General features: G+C 60.5%; 17 protein-coding genes and 1 tRNA gene. 9 read left to right on the plus strand and 9 right to left on the minus strand.

Features of this window, described 5'->3' with window-relative positions; translation table 11 throughout:
* Nucleotides 1-28 precede the first annotated feature (28 nt).
* Entirely contained in the window at nt 29-505 is a 477-nt protein-coding gene (locus AB6803_RS14970; RefSeq protein ID WP_371109622.1) for a BA14K family protein, read from the minus strand.
* A gap of 137 nt (nt 506-642) precedes the next feature.
* On the opposite strand from AB6803_RS14970, the gene AB6803_RS14975 reads away from it, so the two are divergent.
* The 3 genes from AB6803_RS14975 to AB6803_RS14985 all read left to right on the plus strand — a co-directional run bounded on the left by AB6803_RS14975 (nt 643) and on the right by AB6803_RS14985 (nt 3,091).
* Nucleotides 643-1,092, plus strand: coding sequence for a MarR family winged helix-turn-helix transcriptional regulator (locus AB6803_RS14975; RefSeq protein WP_371109623.1), 450 nt, complete (start codon nt 643-645; stop codon nt 1,090-1,092).
* Nucleotides 1,089-2,651 (plus strand): MDR family MFS transporter, encoded by a 1,563-nt coding sequence (locus tag AB6803_RS14980; RefSeq protein WP_371109624.1) that lies wholly within the window; start codon nt 1,089-1,091, stop codon nt 2,649-2,651. The genes AB6803_RS14975 and AB6803_RS14980 overlap by 4 nt, the downstream gene beginning before the upstream one ends.
* 119 nt (nt 2,652-2,770) lie before the next feature.
* Complete coding sequence (locus AB6803_RS14985) at nt 2,771-3,091, plus strand: hypothetical protein (protein ID WP_371109625.1); 321 nt, start codon at nt 2,771-2,773, stop codon at nt 3,089-3,091.
* A gap of 184 nt (nt 3,092-3,275) precedes the next feature.
* Here the strand turns inward: AB6803_RS14985 and AB6803_RS14990 are convergent.
* The 3 genes from AB6803_RS14990 to AB6803_RS15000 form a co-directional block, all read right to left on the minus strand.
* A tRNA-Arg gene (locus AB6803_RS14990) sits at nt 3,276-3,352 on the minus strand.
* 124 nt (nt 3,353-3,476) lie between these two features.
* Nucleotides 3,477-4,997 (minus strand): ATP-binding protein, encoded by a 1,521-nt coding sequence (locus AB6803_RS14995; protein ID WP_371109626.1) that lies wholly within the window; start codon nt 4,995-4,997, stop codon nt 3,477-3,479.
* Nucleotides 4,998-5,165: 168 nt separating this feature from the next.
* Nucleotides 5,166-7,160 (minus strand): methyl-accepting chemotaxis protein, encoded by a 1,995-nt coding sequence (locus AB6803_RS15000; protein ID WP_371109949.1) that lies wholly within the window; start codon nt 7,158-7,160, stop codon nt 5,166-5,168.
* 427 nt (nt 7,161-7,587) lie between these two features.
* Here AB6803_RS15000 and rpmH point away from each other — a divergent pair, with 427 nt between their 5' ends.
* The 3 genes from rpmH to yidC are packed head-to-tail and all read left to right on the plus strand — an operon-like array spanning nt 7,588 to nt 9,946.
* Entirely contained in the window at nt 7,588-7,722 is a 135-nt protein-coding gene (gene rpmH / locus AB6803_RS15005) for a 50S ribosomal protein L34 (protein WP_046794124.1), read from the plus strand.
* A 20-nt stretch (nt 7,723-7,742) separates the two neighbouring features.
* On the plus strand, nt 7,743-8,144 hold the full coding sequence (gene rnpA, locus AB6803_RS15010; RefSeq protein ID WP_371109950.1) for a ribonuclease P protein component: 402 nt from the start codon (nt 7,743-7,745) through the stop codon (nt 8,142-8,144).
* A complete protein-coding gene (yidC, locus tag AB6803_RS15015; RefSeq protein WP_371109951.1) occupies nt 8,144-9,946 on the plus strand; it encodes a membrane protein insertase YidC in 1,803 nt (600 codons plus the stop codon). Before rnpA ends, yidC begins: the two co-directional genes overlap by 1 nt.
* 111 nt (nt 9,947-10,057) lie before the next feature.
* Here yidC and AB6803_RS15020 read toward each other — a convergent pair whose 3' ends face one another.
* Entirely contained in the window at nt 10,058-10,387 is a 330-nt protein-coding gene (locus tag AB6803_RS15020) for a hypothetical protein (RefSeq protein ID WP_371109627.1), read from the minus strand.
* A 121-nt stretch (nt 10,388-10,508) separates the two neighbouring features.
* Here AB6803_RS15020 and yihA point away from each other — a divergent pair, with 121 nt between their 5' ends.
* Entirely contained in the window at nt 10,509-11,168 is a 660-nt protein-coding gene (gene yihA / locus AB6803_RS15025; protein ID WP_371109628.1) for a ribosome biogenesis GTP-binding protein YihA/YsxC, read from the plus strand.
* Between the two features lie 71 nt (nt 11,169-11,239).
* Here the strand turns inward: yihA and AB6803_RS15030 are convergent, their stop codons facing one another.
* From AB6803_RS15030 to AB6803_RS15040, 3 genes are all read right to left on the minus strand, one after another.
* On the minus strand, nt 11,240-11,797 hold the full coding sequence (locus tag AB6803_RS15030; RefSeq protein ID WP_371109629.1) for a fasciclin domain-containing protein: 558 nt from the start codon (nt 11,795-11,797) through the stop codon (nt 11,240-11,242).
* 108 nt (nt 11,798-11,905) lie between these two features.
* Nucleotides 11,906-12,616, minus strand: a complete 711-nt coding sequence (locus AB6803_RS15035) for an anti-sigma factor domain-containing protein (RefSeq protein WP_371109630.1) — start codon at nt 12,614-12,616, stop codon at nt 11,906-11,908.
* Nucleotides 12,613-13,152, minus strand: a complete 540-nt coding sequence (locus AB6803_RS15040; protein WP_371109631.1) for a sigma-70 family RNA polymerase sigma factor — start codon at nt 13,150-13,152, stop codon at nt 12,613-12,615. Before AB6803_RS15040 ends, AB6803_RS15035 begins: the two co-directional genes overlap by 4 nt.
* A gap of 181 nt (nt 13,153-13,333) precedes the next feature.
* On the opposite strand from AB6803_RS15040, the gene argB reads away from it, so the two are divergent.
* Nucleotides 13,334-14,221 (plus strand): acetylglutamate kinase, encoded by an 888-nt coding sequence (argB, locus tag AB6803_RS15045; protein WP_371109632.1) that lies wholly within the window; start codon nt 13,334-13,336, stop codon nt 14,219-14,221.
* 56 nt (nt 14,222-14,277) lie between these two features.
* On the opposite strand, the gene AB6803_RS15050 is transcribed toward argB, so the two are convergent.
* Nucleotides 14,278-15,048, minus strand: a complete 771-nt coding sequence (locus AB6803_RS15050; protein ID WP_371109633.1) for an isocitrate lyase/phosphoenolpyruvate mutase family protein — start codon at nt 15,046-15,048, stop codon at nt 14,278-14,280.
* Between the two features lie 222 nt (nt 15,049-15,270).
* Here AB6803_RS15050 and AB6803_RS15055 point away from each other — a divergent pair, with 222 nt between their 5' ends.
* A complete protein-coding gene (locus tag AB6803_RS15055; protein ID WP_371109634.1) occupies nt 15,271-15,975 on the plus strand; it encodes a pyrimidine 5'-nucleotidase in 705 nt (234 codons plus the stop codon).
* Nucleotides 15,976-16,084 lie beyond the last annotated feature (109 nt).

Raw genomic sequence — 16,084 nt, forward strand, 5'->3', positions numbered from 1 at the left:
AAAGCGGGGAGAGGGTTTTTATGCGCAATCACCGCACGACGCATTGCCGGCGCGGACCATTGGTCGGCTGATAGGTGTTGTCGGACGCGCGATACGACCGATACCGGTTGGCGCACCAGCGAACATGCGCGCTTCCATGCGATGGGCGAGCTACGGCGCCACCGACGATCGCGCCGGCGGTGAAGGCGGCCATCGGATACCACCAGCCATCATTGTAGCGGCGATAGCCGGGGCGCCCGTAGCGATAACCACGATGGCCATGCCAATAACCCGGGCGATGATGATAACCAGGTCGGTAGTATGGACGGTGATGCGGACGATAGTGCGGTCGGTAATGCCGATATTGCACCTCGGTCACACCGCTGACCGGACCGGTCGTCTGTGTGAGCAGCGGCTGCGGCAGGGGTTGGATTGGCCCCGCAGCAACCGGATCGATAGACGAAACGGCAAGCAAAACACTCAGGGCGGTGGCTGACACCGCCGACAACAATCTCCTCACGGTCATTCTCCTCTCAAGTCCAATAACATCAGAAAACGCGCAATGATTGAAAAAGGTTCCGCCAGGTTCGACCGCTTGCGGATGCTTGAACAGTACGATATCCCTATAGATAGGAAGCCTACCTATTTATAAATAGGAACACCATGCGCGAAACCGGATATATCGAGGCACTGGAGGAAGCAACGGCACTCGCCGAGGCGCTGCGCCCGGCGCTGCATCGCCTCCATCGCCAGCTAAAACGCGAGACCGGCGACATCGGCATCTCGCCACTGCAGGCCCTTCTCCTCGTCGGAATCATCTGGCAACCGGGCATCGGCGTCGCGGAGCTGGCGCGGCTGGAAAAGCTGCGTGGGCCGACGATATCAGGGCACATCAAGGCAATGGAACGCGAGGGCCTGGTGGCCCGCGCCGCGCCCGATCCGCACGACAGGCGGCGCAACGGCCTGATCGCCACCGACAAGGGGCGGGCCTTGATCAAGAGGATCAAACAAAGGCGGACTGATTGGCTCGCCTCGGAACTCGCCAGATTATCGCCCGAAGCGCGTGCGGCCATCCGCGCCGCCGTCGGCCCGCTTGGAGACATCGGACAATGACCGCGCAGGTACAACAAGCCGCTCCTCAGCCGGCACCGAGCGGAAACAACATGCCCGACCGGCGCGAAATCCGCGCCGTCATCCTCGGCCTGATGATCGTGCTCGGTCTCGCCGCCATCGACCAGAGCATCGTCGCCACAGCCCTGCCGCGCATCGTCAGCGATCTCGGCGGCGTGACGCATCTATCCTGGGTGGTCAGCGCCTATGTGCTGGCCTCAACGAGCACTATGCCGCTCTATGGCAAGCTCAGCGACCAATATGGCCGAAAGCCGATGATCTACACGGCGATCCTGATCTTCCTTCTCGGTTCCGTCCTGAGCGGCATGGCGCAGACATTGCTCCAGCTCATTATCTTCCGCGCCATTCAGGGCATTGGCGCCGGCGGGTTGATGCCCCTTGCGCAGATCATCATCGGCGACCTGGTGCCGCCGGCCAGGCGCGGCCGCAGCCAGGGCTCGATCGCGGCCGTCTTCGCCGTCTGCAGCGTCATCGGCCCGATCGTCGGTGGCGTCATCACCGACCTGCTCTCCTGGCACTGGATCTTCTACGTCAACCTGCCGATCGGCGCGATCGCCCTCGTCATGATCGGCCGTGCCATGAAGCGGCCGCATCAGGCGCGCAGCCGCCGTATCGACTATCTCGGCGCGGCACTCTTGACCGCCTGCACCACCGGCTTCCTGCTGGTGCTTGCGCTTGGCGGCAACGAATGGGCCTGGAATTCACCTGAGATCATCGGCCTGTCGGCCGCCTCCCTCATCCTGACCGTTCTCTTCGTCTTCCATATCCGTCATGAGCCGGAGCCGGTCCTGCCGCCCGATCTCTTCCGCAACCGCCTGTTCGTCGTTGCCTGTATCGTGCTGGCCCTGACCTTTATGGGCATGCTCGGCGCGAGCCTGTTCTTTCCGCTGTTCTTCCAGATGGTGATGGGTGTCAGCCCCTCGCAATCCGGCCTTCTGACCGGACCGCTGATGGTCGGCTTCGTCATTTCCTCGATGTTCAACGGACGCGTACTTCTACAACGCTCGGGGCGCTACAAGCCGGCCCAACTCCTGGGCCTCGGTCTTGCAACCGCAGCCTTCGCCGTGCTCGCCTGGGCGACCGCCGAAAGCCTGGGATTCACCGTCATCGAACCCTCGATCTTTGCGCTCGGCCTGGGGCTTGGGCTGGTGATGCCGACCATGACGATCGCAGTACAGAACGCCCTGCCCCTCGCCCATCGCGGTGTCGGCACGGCGACGCTTGCGTTCTTCCGCTCACTCGGCGGCCTGATCGGCGTCACCGGCTCCGGCGCGATCCTTGCCTATCGCGTGCAACAGGCGACTGGCGCCTCCGGCGGCCTGGACATGTCAGCGCTGACCGAAAGCGGCCTGAAGCAGCTTGCCACCGCTTCGCCGGAGGCCCATGCCGCGGCGATCGCGCTTTACCGTCACGCCATCGCCATGACCTTCGCCACCGGAACCGCCATCGTGGCGCTGGCGCTGATTGCGTTGCTATTCCTTCCCGAACTTCCGCTGAGAACGGATCACAGCGAAGGCGCCAACGGCAAGCCGACGCGTTGAGACGGCTCGGCGCAAGTCCGAAAGCGTCGCTGGCAAGCATACTCAACGGCCTGTCCACAACCCAATCCGATGGTACGTCGGCGTCACACGCCAATCCCGACATGAACAGCAGCTCGTTCATGACCCTGTTGAAGCAGAACCTGCAGGATGCCGTAAAGAGCGAGGGCACGGGAGGTCAGACACAGGCCACGCTCGACGCCCTCGATCAGGGCACGCTTACGGTCTCCGATCCAACCAACGGCGCTTCGATCACGGCCTGGGATGTCTATGCCGCCAGCGAACAGAGCACGACCAGCAAGACCGCGGACACGATCCCCACCAGCGATTGGAACAGCTATTTGAAGGCACATCTCCAGCGCGGTTCCGACGCAACGTTCGTCAAGAATACCGACGGCAGCTTCATCGACAAGGTCATCGGCAACGAGGCCTATTTCGGCTAGGTCGGATCGCAGTATTATTACATCACCTGGCCAGCAGCATCGGGCGGTTCGGACACGACGAGCGCGTAGGCTTGCTCAACACAGCCAAACCTTGTCATGCCCTAGATCATCGCAAATCATGGATAATCTGCCCCCATCGATAAGATCGGGGCGGGCTCACTCTGCTAATTATAAATGAAAAAAATGGCGCACCCGAAGAGATTCGAACTCCTGACCCCCAGATTCGTAGTCTGGTGCTCTATCCAGCTGAGCTACGGGTGCGTGGCCGAGACGGTGTAATCCGTTGGCGTGGCGGTTCTCTAAAGCGTCCTTCCGGGGAATGCAAGTGGGTTTGTGAAAAAGATCGCGATTTTCACAGAAGCGGAGGCGAAGAAGCTGAAAAACCTCAGCTTTCGTGGGCGCTGCGGCTGCGGTAATCGTCGAGCGACACCGGGCGGTCCGGTATTTCGATGCGGAACTGCGTGCCGGCGGCGGGTTTTTCCACCAGCGCAATGGTGCCGCCATGGGCCAGCACCAGCTCGCGGGCAATCGCCAACCCAAGGCCGGTGCCGCCGGAGCGCGCCGAGCCTCGGAAGGCGGTAAACAGGTTTTCCCGCGCTTTCTGCGGCATGCCGGGGCCAGTGTCGTCGACGGTGATGCCGACGACACTGCCGATGCGATGCCCGGAAACCGTGATGCGGCGGACACTGTCTGGCGTGGACTCGCCGAAGGCGACCAGCGCCTGATGGGCGTTACGGCAGAGATTGTGGATAACGCGGAACAGTTGTTCGCTGTCGGCGTCGACGACCAGCTCTTGGCTCACTTGCTCGACGAACTCGATGCCGCCTTCCGGATCGATCGCCAGGATATCGCGCACCTCGTCGATCAACTCGTGCAGATGCACCCGGCGGCGGCGCGGCGCTGATTCGGAGGTCTGGCCGTAGGACAGGACCTCGGTCGTATAGCCGACGGCACGGTCGATGGTACGCAGGAGCTTCGGCGCAAAGCGCTTGACCATGGGGTCGTCGACATCGACCAGGCGGTCCGACATTAGTTGCGCCGCCGACAGGATGTTGCGCATGTCGTGGTTGATCTTCGACACGGCAAGGCCAAGGGCAGCGAGGTTCTTCTGCTGCTTCAGCGTCTTTTGCAGCTGCGACTGCATGGAGGCGAGGTGATGGCCGGCCACGGCAAGCTCGTCGCGTCCTTCGTCCGGCACCAGCACGCGGCTCGGGTCTTCCGGATCGTCGGAATAGGCCTGCATGCTGTCGGTCAGCCGGCGGATCGGGCGGATCATCATGCGGTTGATGGCAAAAAAGATCAGGGTCGCTGTGAACAGCGAAATCAGGATCGACATCAGGAAGACGCTGCCGGAATAGGCGAGCATGGCATTGCGCAGGCGCGTGTCCTTCAGCACGACCTCAATGCCGGTGCCGGCGTCGCCGCCGACCGGGCCGAAAACGCGAATGATGCGGTTGCCGCCGAACAGCAGCGTGTCCAGAGCATCACGCATCGCGGTCGGCAGCGAGACATTGCTCAGATCGTACTGTTCATCGACCGAGGCCGGCATCTCGGCGGTCGCCAGCAGCCGCGAGGTTCCGTCCTTGCGCAGCACGATGGCGCGCGTGCCCGTCGCCATCAGCGTTTCCTTCTGAAGCGCGCGGGGGAGTTCTGCCGGCTGCAGGCCGTCGATGACGGTGGCGGCGGCAGCGGCCGTGTTCAGCCGATCCTCCAGCCAGCGCAGCCGCATATTGGCGACCGACGGCACGAAGATCAGTACTTCGGCAAGCAGGATGAAGAAGACCGTGAGGATCAGGAGCTTGCCGGACAGGCCGCCGAAAATGCCGGTGGGCCGGCAGAAACGGGCGTGACCACGCGCTTCGGCCTTGTTGGCCGCGCCAAGGTTCCTGTCCTGCCCACTATCCATTTCAGCTGTCCCGCTTTGCTGCAAAGCGATCTAATGACGACATATCGAAACGGGATAATAGGGGATTGCGTCGCGTTTTCCAATCGCTTCCATGACCGGTGGCAAGTTCGGCCGTTGCGAGAGCGGGAAAGGCGCATTCGCACGGCTCTCCCGTCCCGCTTTAACGGATCAGAATTCCTGCGCGCCGTTTGCCGAACCGCCGCCAAAGGCGCTGGCGAGCTTGCCGATCATCCGATGCGCCGGTGATGCCACAGCGCGATGGGTCTCAGTGCGTGCCGAGACCGGCGCGGATGCGGGCATGGAACCCGCGTCGACTTTGAAACGGGCGACAAGGCGAACGAGACCGTCCGCCTCCTCCGAAAGACGATGGGTGGCGGCCGAGGTTTCCTCGACCATGGCGGCGTTGCGCTGCGTCACCTCGTCCATCTGGTTGACGGCCTTGTTGACCTCGTTGAGACCAGTTGCCTGCTCGCGGGCGGCCGTCGCGATCGAATGAATGTGATCGTTGATCTTCAAGACGCGCGACTCGATGGTCGCCAGTGCCTCGCCGGTTGCCTGCACCAGCTTGACGCCGACCTGCACCTCACTGCCGGATTTGCTGATCAGAGCCTTGATATCCTTGGCGGCGGTGGCGGAGCGCTGCGCCAGTTCGCGCACCTCCTGGGCGACGACGGCGAAACCCTTGCCGGCATCACCGGCACGGGCTGCCTCGACACCGGCATTCAGCGCCAGAAGATTGGTCTGGAAAGCGATCTCGTCGATGACGCCGATGATCTGGCTGATCTCGCCGGATGCCTGCTCGATGCGCCCCATGGCGTCGACGGCATTGCGCACCACCGTGCCGGAACGGGCGGCATCTTCCTTGGCTTCCGTCACCATGACGCTTGCCTCACGCGCCCGTTCGGTCGAGTTTTGCACCACGGCGGTGATCTCGTCGAGTGCCGCGGAAGTCTCTTCCAGGGCGGCGGCCTGCTGCTCGGTGCGCCGCGACAGGTCGTCGCTGGCATGGCCCAGTTCACTGGTATTGATGTTGATCGAGCCTGTCGTCTCGCGCACCTCGCGCATGGTGCTCTTCAGCGTCGTGAGTGTGGCGTTGACGTTTTGTTGCAGCTCGGCGAAGGCGCCCTGGAATTCGCCCTGCATGGTCTGGGTCAGATCGCCGTCCGCAAGGCTCGCAATGACGCGGCGGACCTCGCTGGTGCCCGTATCCACGCTCACCAGGAGCTCGTTGATATTGCCGGCGAAACGGTTGAGGTTGACGTCCTCGTAGTCCTTGTCGATTCGGCGGCTGAAATCGCCGGCCGCCGCCGCTGCAACGACGACCGACATGTCGGACTGCAGCTCATCGTTCCGGGCGCGCATCGTCGTTTCCTCGGCATTCATGCGCTGCACGGTCTTGCCGTTCTGCTTGAATATATCGACGGCGACCGCCATCTCGCCGATTTCATCCGCTCGCCCGGCAAAGGGAACCTCGACATCGAAATTGCCGTCCGCCACGAGCTTGATGGTCTCCGTTACCTTGCGGATCGGGCGGCTCAGATGCACGGCGCCGATATAGGTACCGAGGCCGGCACCCGCGACGATGCCCGACACCGTGATACCGAGCACAGCCCAAAGGACCGTTTTCTGGAAAGCGTCGATTTCGGCGCCGATCGTCGCGAGCTCGGCCTTGTCGACCTTGACGACGGTATCGATCTCGGCCTGGAAGGCCTTGCGGTTGGCACGGTTGGCCTCATTATTACCCTGCTTGCTGGCGGCATCAGGACCGTCCGACAGAGCAAGCCTCACGGTCTCAGACCGGAATGTACGGAATTCTTGGGCTCGATCCTGCAATTTGGCGAATTCCGCCTTCTGTGCTTCGGGAACCATTGGGGACCAGGTGGCAAATGTGCTGTCGATTTCGTCGAGATCCTTCATCAATCCATCGGCGAAGCCCTTGGCGTCCTTGATGGTGGCCGACGCATAGATACCGCGCGCTTCCATAACGACGGCGGTCACGACACGGTTCAGATGCTCGCCCTGGTAGGCGCGGCTCGCTGCCTGTTCATAGGCTCGCATCTGCTGCTCGTATCGGTGCACGGCATAAAGAGCGGTTACGCCGATCAAAAGCGCGGCACCGGCCATCACACATACAAGCAGATTAATCTTGCCACGAATCTTCAACGACATGCCTCCTGGAAGCGGAAGCCACCCCCTCAAAAACTTGGGCTTTCCGCAATACCCCTAAATATCCACTAAAATTATTAATGTTATATTGAGGCATCCTTAATATAAATTTCAAAACACTTTCGGATACTTAGTATATATCCAAAAGTAACAATTTTAATATTATAAAGTACGAATTTACCGGTTGTCCGGAATCGTAACGGCACTACGCGCCGGCTAGACGAAGCCGCGCTTTGCCCAGGTAGCAGGCTTTCAGGAATCTGTGGCGATATAATTGACTTCCGGAGCCATGATCCGTATAAGCCCGCGCACGTCCGGTCACGGAGCCTGCATTTGCGGGCCGAGTCCGTTCGTCATAATCAACAACGCTGCTTGCTTTTAAGGCAAAGCTCAAGAAGGGCCGCACTCCGCGGTATTCAAATAAATGAAGCGTACTTACCAACCATCCAAGCTTGTTCGCAAGCGTCGCCACGGTTTCCGTGCGCGCATGGCAACCGCAGGCGGCCGCAAGGTTCTTTCCGCCCGCCGTGCCCGCGGTCGCAAGCGTCTTTCGGCCTAAGGGCCGGAATGCCCGAGAAGATGGCGGGCGAATTGACGAATGAACGATCCCAAAAGACTGTCGGGCGGCTGAAAAGCCGGCCGCAGTTTCTTGCTGTCCGCCAAGGCGAAAAGCGCAAGGGAAGTCTCTTCCTAATCGAAGTGCTGGACCGCAAGCTCACCGACGCCGAACCCCGCGTCGGTTTTACCGTTACCAAAAAACATGGCAACGCGGTGGAACGCAACCGCATACGGCGCAGGCTGAAAGAAGCCGTGCGGCTTCATGCCGGGTTTGCAATGCAGCCCGGACACGACTATGTGGTTGTCGCGCGGCGCGATGTACTGACCGCACCTTTCGAAAAACTGGCGAGCGAGCTCGCCCAACGGATCGAAACCAGGCCGAAACCCCGCCGGCCGGAGACGGACCGCTCCAGGAAAGTATGATGGAAAACAAACGCAATTACTTCATAGCAATTGCCCTGTCAGTGCTGATTGTTCTCGCCTGGCAGTTTTTCTACATGAACCCGCGTCTCGAGGCGCAGCGCAAGGCCGATCTCGCCGCCAAGGCGCAGCAGCAAGCGCAGCAGGTCCAGACGACGCAGAACCCGGCCGCCGGCGCCAGCGTGGACGGCGCAGCGCCGTCAAGCGGCCAGAGCGCACCGACGACGCTGACCCACGATCAATCGGTTGCCAAGTCGGCCGCCTCGCGCGTCACCATCGACACGCCCGCGCTGTCCGGCTCCATCAATCTGGAAGGTGCCCGCTTCGACGATCTGCAGCTCAAGGCCTACCATGAAACGGTCGACAAGAGCAGCCCGATCATCACGCTGTTCAGCCCGGCCGACACCAAGGACGGCTACTTCACCGAACTCGGCTATGTCGGCAGCGACGCGACTGGCGCCGTTCCCGGGCCCTCGACGGTATGGACTGTTGCGAGCGGCAGCAAGCTGACCAACAGCACGCCGGTAACGCTCTCCTATACCAATGACAAGGGTATCACCTTTACCCGCACCATCTCGGTCGACGAACGCTACATGTTCACGATCACCGACAAGATCGCCAATGCCGGCCAGGCGCCGGTATCGCTGTCGAGCTATGGCCGCGTGACGCGCTACAACAAGCCGACCACGCCGTCGGCCTACGTCCTGCATGAAGGCTTCATCGGCGTCATCGGCGACGACGGCCTGATCGAGACCAAATATACCGCCGCCGAGAAGGAAGCCGTCAATCCCGCCAAGGCGACCGGTGGCTGGCTCGGTATTACCGACAAGTACTGGGCAGCGACGATCGTGCCGCCGCAATCGGGCGCCTATGACGCGCATTTCTCGCATTTCGCCGATGGCCAGCCGCGCTATCAGGCCGACTACAAGCAGGATGCCGTCACCGTCGCCCCCGGCCAGTCGCAGGAGCTGAAGAGCCTCGTCTTCGCCGGCGCCAAGGAAGTGCCAGTCATCGACCGTTACGAGACGAGCTATTCGATCCCGAAATTCGATCGCCTGATCGACTGGGGCTGGTTCTATTTCATCACCAAGCCGATGTTCAAGCTGATGGATTTCTTCTTCCGCTTCTTCGGCAATTTCGGTGTCGCCATTCTGTGCACGACCATTGTCGTCAAGGCGCTGTTCTTCCCGCTCGCCAGCAAGCAATACGCTTCGATGGCGAACATGAAGCGCATGCAGCCGAAGATGGAAGAGCTGAAGGCCAAGTTCGGCGATGACCGCATGGGGCTGCAACAGGCGACGATGCAGCTCTACAAGGAAGAAAAGATCAACCCGATCGCTGGCTGCTGGCCGGTGCTCCTGCAGATCCCGATCTTCTTCTCGCTCTACAAGGTGATCTACATCACCATCGAGATGCGCCATGCGCCGTTCTTCGGCTGGATCCAGGACCTTTCGGCTCCCGATCCGACCTCGATCGTCAACCTCTTCGGCCTGCTGCCATTCACGGCTCCGACCATCCTGCATCTCGGCGTCTGGCCGCTGATCATGGGCGTCACCATGTTCCTGCAGATGCGCATGAACCCGACGCCGCCGGATCCGACCCAGGCGATGATCTTCAACTGGATGCCGCTGGTATTCATGTTCATGCTGTCAAGCTTCCCGGCCGGTCTCGTGATCTACTGGGCCTGGAACAATACGCTCTCGGTGATCCAGCAGTCGATCATCATGAAGCGCCACGGCGTGAAGGTGGAACTCTTCGACAATATGAAGGGCCTCTTCAAACGAAAACCGGCGCCATCGAAATGACCATTCAAGCCCCGCTTCGGCGGGGCTTTTTGTTTTTCGATGGCAGGTGCCGCCAATGGGAACTACGAGATAGAAGAACCGCTACGGAAACTATGCGCCATGCCTGGACGATCAGCCGTTGAGGGTTGGGTAACTCCATCGCTTTGCCAGCAAGCTTCGAGCATCGGCAAGAATTTGCTTGTATTCCGGCTTGAGCGGGCCAACGAGTTGTTTTTCGAGATCCACGAGTAGACCGTTCAACACGGCGCATTCCGCAGCGCTTTCGAAGCATAAATGATCAGGAGTATGCGTTGTTTTAGGATCGCTCCAACGAGAAAGAAGCTCGAAGAGCACGACCGCCTCGTTCGGGTCGAGGCGTATTTCCGCAGCATCGTCGCTTTCCGGGGCGTTGTGTTCCATCGGCACAGAATGGCAGGACGTGTACGCGTCGGCAATGGCCACAAGCCGAAGCTGGCAAAGTTGCTACATTTCCTCCAACTTAAGCATATACCGATCAAAACTTGACTTTCGCGGGCAAAACCCCGAAGCAGACAGCCAATCGAACCGGAAGACCTGACGCAGCATGGCAGAACAGACGACAAAAGACGACAAGCCGCTTTTCGGCCGCCCGTGGATCTTCATCCGCGGCGTGCCGGCGATGAAATTCCTGCCGCCGGAAGGGCCTCTGGAAGTGGCCTTCGCCGGACGCTCGAATGTCGGCAAGTCGTCGCTGATCAATGCGCTGGTCGGCCACAAAGGTCTGGCGCGCACCTCGAACACACCGGGCCGTACGCAGGAACTCAACTACTTCGTTCCCGACGGCTTTTCCGGAGAAGGCGGCGACCTGCCGCCGATGGCCCTGGTGGACATGCCCGGCTACGGATACGCCGAAGCGCCGAAGGAACAGGTAGATGCCTGGACAAAGCTGGTTTTCGACTATCTCAGGGGACGCACGACGCTGAAGCGCGTCTATGTGCTGATCGACAGCCGCCACGGCATCAAGAAGAACGATGAAGAAGTCCTGGCATTGCTCGACAAGGCCGCCGTTTCCTATCAGATCGTGCTGACCAAGACCGACAAGATCAAGGAAGCAGGCCTGCCGAAGCTGCTGGCCGATACCGCCGAAAAAATCCGCAAGCGTCCCGCTGCCTATCCGGGCATTCTCTCTACCTCCTCGGAAAAGGGCGATGGCCTCGAGGAAGTGCGCCAGGCGATCCGGCTGACGGTCGGCATTCCGGTCTAATTCCTGACACGAACAAAATGAAGCCGCCGCCCCCAACGCCCGGGGAACGGCGGCCCTGCTGCCGACGCTCGTTACATTTTCGGCAACAACACCTTGTCGACCACATGGATCACGCCGTTCGACTGCTTGACGTCGGCGATGGTGATATGAGCGGTGCCGCCGGCCTCGTCGACCAGCGTCAGCTTGCCGCCCTTCTCCTTGGCCTTGATCACGCAGCCGCCGACCGTCTTCAGGTCGTATTCGCCGCCATTGCTCATCGCCATCTTCTTGATAGCAGCGTCCATGTCGTCACCGGCCACCACATGGCAGGTCAGGATCTTCGTCAGCGTTGCCTTGTTCTCCGGCTTCAGCAGCGTCTCGACGGTGCCGGGCGGCAGCTTCTTAAAGGCTTCATTCGTTGGGGCAAAGACGGTGAACGGGCCTTTGCCCTCCAGCGTATCGACAAGGCCGGCAGCCTTGACGGCGGCAACCAGCGTCGTGTGGTCCTTCGAGTTCACTGCATTCTGAATGATGTTCTTGGTGGCGAACATCGGTGCACCGCCGACGATCGGGTCCTTGGCGTAGGCGAGGCCGGTCGCGGCCGAGAGCGTTACGGCAACTGCGGCGATGCGGATCACGGTCTTGATCATAGGTCTATCCTCTTCCTCTTTTGCCCCGATCTTGCGGGGTCAGAGCAAGATACGGAGACGTTGGAAGAAGAGTTTCAGCCGTGGTTCTTTTTTCGGAAGAAAGATGTTTCAGGGCAGATGGATCGTGCCGGAGGCGATGACGTTGCCCGTGGGCTTGCCGGTCGGCGAGCCGCCGAAGGGCTCGACGCTCACGGCGATGATCGCGCCTTCCGTGAGCTTGCCGTGAAGCTCCGACGGCAAAACAATCTCGCCCTCGCCTGTCTGCGGCAAGATGCCGAGTGCCTCGGCCGGATCACTGCCGCGAATCAGCCAGAGTTCCAGCGACTTTTCCTGCGGCTGGCCGGCGGCAACCGGCGTTACCCTCAGCAGGCCATTGGTGGCGTCATAATTCGCAAGCAAATTGATAGGGCTGTTTTGTCCGGCAAGAGACGCGCTGAGCTGCTTGCCGGGGGATGGCTGCGAGCTGTTGTTGGTGACGGTAAACATCAGAACGCCGATCGCGAGAAACAGCGAACCGAAGGCGACCGAGCGCCAAAGCAGCAACGAGCCCCAGAGATGGGCGCCGAACGCGGTTTCTCCGAAGACACGTTTCTCGACCTTGGGAAATACCGAGGCCGGCGGCGCGACCATCTCGTAATCATCGTTGAATCCTGAAAGATTCTGCTCCCAACGGCTGACGATCGCTGCGAACTGACGGTCGCTGCGCATGCGCCGCTCTACCTTCTGCCGATCTTCCAATGACAGCACGCCGAGCACGTATTCTCCGGCCAGGACTTCATCGCGGGAGCGGCCTCCCTTGCTTTGATCGGACGAACTCATCGGTCCAAGCACTCTCTCAGTCTGATCAGGCTTCGGCGCAGCCAGGTACGCATGGTATTCAAAGGGACCGAATATTGCTCGGCAAGTTCCTGGTAGCTCAGGCCCTCGACATAGGCGCTACGAACAGCTTGAGCCCGACCAGCTTCCAACTCTTCCATGCACCTGTCAATGCGCCTTCCCTCTCCCTTCACGATTGCCTGCTCCTCCGGACCGGGTTCGGTGTCGGCAAGATCATAGGCTGAGTCTATTTCGTCGGCTACGGGTTTTCGGGCGCGGATGGCATCGATCGACTGATTGCGCGCAATCGTCGTCAGCCACGGCATCGCCGGCCCTTCGGAGGCAAGAAAGCGCTCGGCCCGCTGCCAGATTTTCACATAGACCTCCTGCAAAACCTCCTCGGCATCAGTCTTGTTGCGAAGGATACGTAAGCAGACGGCATAGAGTTTCGGACTGGTCTGCCTGTAAAGCGCAACAAAGGCTTTCTGGTCACGCATCGCCACCCGGCTGATCAGCGTCTCTATCTCCTCACCCGCCATCTGCTCCCCCGGTCGCGGCCATCTCAAGCATCTTTAAGGGAAAAATGCCGGTCGACAAGCTCGCCTAAAGGATGAGACACGGAAGAGATGATGTGACGTAATAAAAACTAATCTTGTCATCATTATTCCCTCTGTCAAAAACTTGAGATAAAAGGCCGCGATCAATCTTACGGGGTGCCCCATGTCCGAAGCCCAAAGCGAACTTCAGGCCAGCCTGCTTGCCAAGGCCCTGCCCTACATGCAGCGCTATGAAAACAAGACCATCGTGGTGAAATACGGTGGCCACGCCATGGGCAATGCCGAGCTCGGCAAGGCGTTCGCGGCCGATATCGCGCTCCTGAAGCAGTCGGGCGTCAACCCGATCGTCGTCCATGGCGGCGGCCCGCAGATCGGCGCCATGCTGACCAAGATGGGCATCGAATCGAAATTCGAAGGCGGGCTGCGCGTCACTGACGCCAAGACCGTAGAGATCGTCGAAATGGTGCTCGCCGGCTCGATCAACAAGGAAATCGTCGCGCTGATCAACCAGACCGGCGAATGGGCGATCGGCCTCTGCGGCAAGGACGGCAACATGGTCTTCGCCGAAAAGGCGCACAAGACCATCAAGGATCCGGACTCCAACATCGAGCGCGTGCTCGATCTGGGCTTCGTCGGCGAAGTGGTCGAAGTCGACCGCACCCTGCTCGACCTGCTCGCCAAGTCTGAGATGATCCCCGTGATCGCTCCAGTCGCCCCAGGCCGCGACGGCGCCACCTACAACATCAACGCCGACACCTTTGCCGGCGCGATCGCCGGTGCGCTCAGCGCCACCCGCCTGCTCTTCCTCACCGACGTTCCGGGCGTGCTCGACAAGCAGGGCCAGCTGATCAAGGAACTCTCCGTCGCCCAGGCGCATGCGCTGATCGCCGACGGCACGATTTCCGGCGGCATGATCCCGAAGGTCGAGACCTGCATCGACGCCATCAAGGCCGGCGTCCAGGGCGTCGTCATTCTCAACGGCAAGACCGCCCATTCCGTGCTGCTCGAGATCTTCACCGAGCACGGTGCCGGCACTCTGATCGTTCCCTGACAAGAAGTTTTATGCGCTCGCGCAGGCACGCTTGCGGGAGCGTTCATCGAACTTGATCAATCCTGCTGATAAAGCGCCTGGGCTTCGCTTTTCAGCATTCCCATCACCGAGCGGTAAGGTGCGGGGCCGTAGCTGATGCGACTGACGCCGAGGCCGGCCATGGTGATATTGTCGGGGGTCGCGGGGCGCACCATGATGTTGACTGGCAAGGGCGAGCGATCGCAGAGCGCTTCGATCAGCTCTGCATCGACAAGGCCCGGCGCGAAAAAGCCGCTGGCGCCGGCCTCGGCAAAGGCGTCGGCACGGCGATAGGCCTCGTCAAGCAGCAGCTGGTGGTGCGCGGTGTCGCTTTCCTGCAGGAACAAATCGGTGCGGGCATTGATGAAGAAGGGCATTTCCCGCCGGGTGGTCATCTCGCGGATAGCGCGGATGCGAGCCGCCTGCGTCTCGATCGGGTGAACGCCGCGACCACCGATCACCTGGTCCTCGAAATTGATGCCGATGGCGCCGTGATCCATGATCTTTTCGACATTGGTGGCGACAGCATCGGGCTCCACGGCGTAGCCGCCCTCGAAATCGACAGAAAGCGGCAGAGGGCTCGTCACCGAAATCAGGCGAGCGATAACCGCGAGTAGCGATAGCGGTACGGCCTCGCCGTCACCGAAGCCATTGGCCGCGGCGACCGACCAGCTTCCCGTCGCCAGCGCCTTGGCGCCCGCTTCGGTCACCGCCTTGGCCGAACCTGCGTCCCATATGTTGAAGAGGATCAACGGATCACCCTTCTTGTGCAGCCGCGCGAACTCCTCCGCCTTCTCCACCTGACTCATCGCATCCCCCTTTGCAAAAGCCCGACCGGGCCGATTCCGTCCCATGCATCCGAGGAAGTTCCAGGCTCCTCCTCAACCAGGAAACTAGCGCAAAACCCCGGAGTTCAACCGTCAAGACCATAGCCTGCATTGTAACTGCCGGCAATGTCGGCACCATTTGTCCTATGGGCCGCCGGCATATTTTGCTTTTCCTCAGGCGATGCCGCATGCCATAACGCCGCCATGACCCAGACAAAAACACAGCCCACGCCCGCCGATTTTTCCGATATCCGTGACTGGGTGTTCGATCTCGACAATACGCTCTATCCGCATCATGTCGACCTGTTCGCGCAGATCGACAAGAACATGACGGCCTATGTCTCAACGCTCCTGCAGATGGAGCGGGACGAGGCGCGCAAGCTGCAGAAGCAATATTATCTCGAACACGGCACGACATTGCAGGGGCTGATGATCCATCATCGCATCGACCCCAACGACTTCCTGGAGAAGGCGCATGCGATCGACTATTCGGCGCTGATGCCGCAGCCGGAGCTGGCTGCCGCCATCAAGGCGCTGCCGGGACGCAAGTTCATTTTCACCAACGGCAGTGTCAGCCATGCGCAGGCAACCGCCGGTGCGCTGGGCATCCTCGATCACTTCGACGATATTTTCGACATCGTCGCCGCCGACTACGTGCCGAAACCGGCCGGCAGCACCTATGACAAGTTCATGAGCCTCAACCGGGTGGATACGAAGCGTGCCGTCATGTTCGAGGATCTTCCGCGCAATCTCACCGTACCGAAGGCACTCGGCATGAAGACTGTGCTGCTCGTGCCGCAGAACCTTGAGGGCACCATCGTCGAATGGTGGGAAAAGACCACCGGCGAGGACGAGCATATCGACTATGTGACCGACGACCTCACGGCCTTCCTCAAAACTTTGGTTTAAGGATTCATTAGGATCGGGTTACGAAAGTTTCATCCGCCTTACAGATGTTTAATTGGTCGTTTCTGACCGCCAGCCGTATCGTTTGACCAGTCCTCGACACGAAAGGAAA

The organism is Rhizobium sp. RCC_161_2 (genome assembly GCF_041355235.1).
Classification (GTDB): domain Bacteria; phylum Pseudomonadota; class Alphaproteobacteria; order Rhizobiales; family Rhizobiaceae; genus Rhizobium.

Excerpts from the sequence above, each read along its gene's own strand:
- AB6803_RS14970 (WP_371109622.1), bottom strand. The coding sequence starts at position 505 with ATGACCGTGAGGAGATTGTTGTCGGCGGTGTCAGCCACCGCCCTGAGT.
- AB6803_RS14975 (WP_371109623.1), top strand. The coding sequence starts at position 643 with ATGCGCGAAACCGGATATATCGAGGCACTGGAGGAAGCAACGGCACTC.
- AB6803_RS14980 (WP_371109624.1), top strand. The coding sequence starts at position 1,089 with ATGACCGCGCAGGTACAACAAGCCGCTCCTCAGCCGGCACCGAGCGGA.
- AB6803_RS14985 (WP_371109625.1), top strand. The coding sequence starts at position 2,771 with ATGACCCTGTTGAAGCAGAACCTGCAGGATGCCGTAAAGAGCGAGGGC.
- AB6803_RS14995 (WP_371109626.1), bottom strand. The coding sequence starts at position 4,997 with ATGGATAGTGGGCAGGACAGGAACCTTGGCGCGGCCAACAAGGCCGAA.
- rpmH (WP_046794124.1), top strand. The coding sequence starts at position 7,588 with ATGAAGCGTACTTACCAACCATCCAAGCTTGTTCGCAAGCGTCGCCAC.
- rnpA (WP_371109950.1), top strand. The coding sequence starts at position 7,743 with ATGGCGGGCGAATTGACGAATGAACGATCCCAAAAGACTGTCGGGCGG.
- yidC (WP_371109951.1), top strand. The coding sequence starts at position 8,144 with ATGGAAAACAAACGCAATTACTTCATAGCAATTGCCCTGTCAGTGCTG.
- yihA (WP_371109628.1), top strand. The coding sequence starts at position 10,509 with ATGGCAGAACAGACGACAAAAGACGACAAGCCGCTTTTCGGCCGCCCG.
- AB6803_RS15030 (WP_371109629.1), bottom strand. The coding sequence starts at position 11,797 with ATGATCAAGACCGTGATCCGCATCGCCGCAGTTGCCGTAACGCTCTCG.
- AB6803_RS15035 (WP_371109630.1), bottom strand. The coding sequence starts at position 12,616 with ATGAGTTCGTCCGATCAAAGCAAGGGAGGCCGCTCCCGCGATGAAGTC.
- AB6803_RS15040 (WP_371109631.1), bottom strand. The coding sequence starts at position 13,152 with ATGGCGGGTGAGGAGATAGAGACGCTGATCAGCCGGGTGGCGATGCGT.
- argB (WP_371109632.1), top strand. The coding sequence starts at position 13,334 with ATGTCCGAAGCCCAAAGCGAACTTCAGGCCAGCCTGCTTGCCAAGGCC.
- AB6803_RS15050 (WP_371109633.1), bottom strand. The coding sequence starts at position 15,048 with ATGAGTCAGGTGGAGAAGGCGGAGGAGTTCGCGCGGCTGCACAAGAAG.
- AB6803_RS15055 (WP_371109634.1), top strand. The coding sequence starts at position 15,271 with ATGACCCAGACAAAAACACAGCCCACGCCCGCCGATTTTTCCGATATC.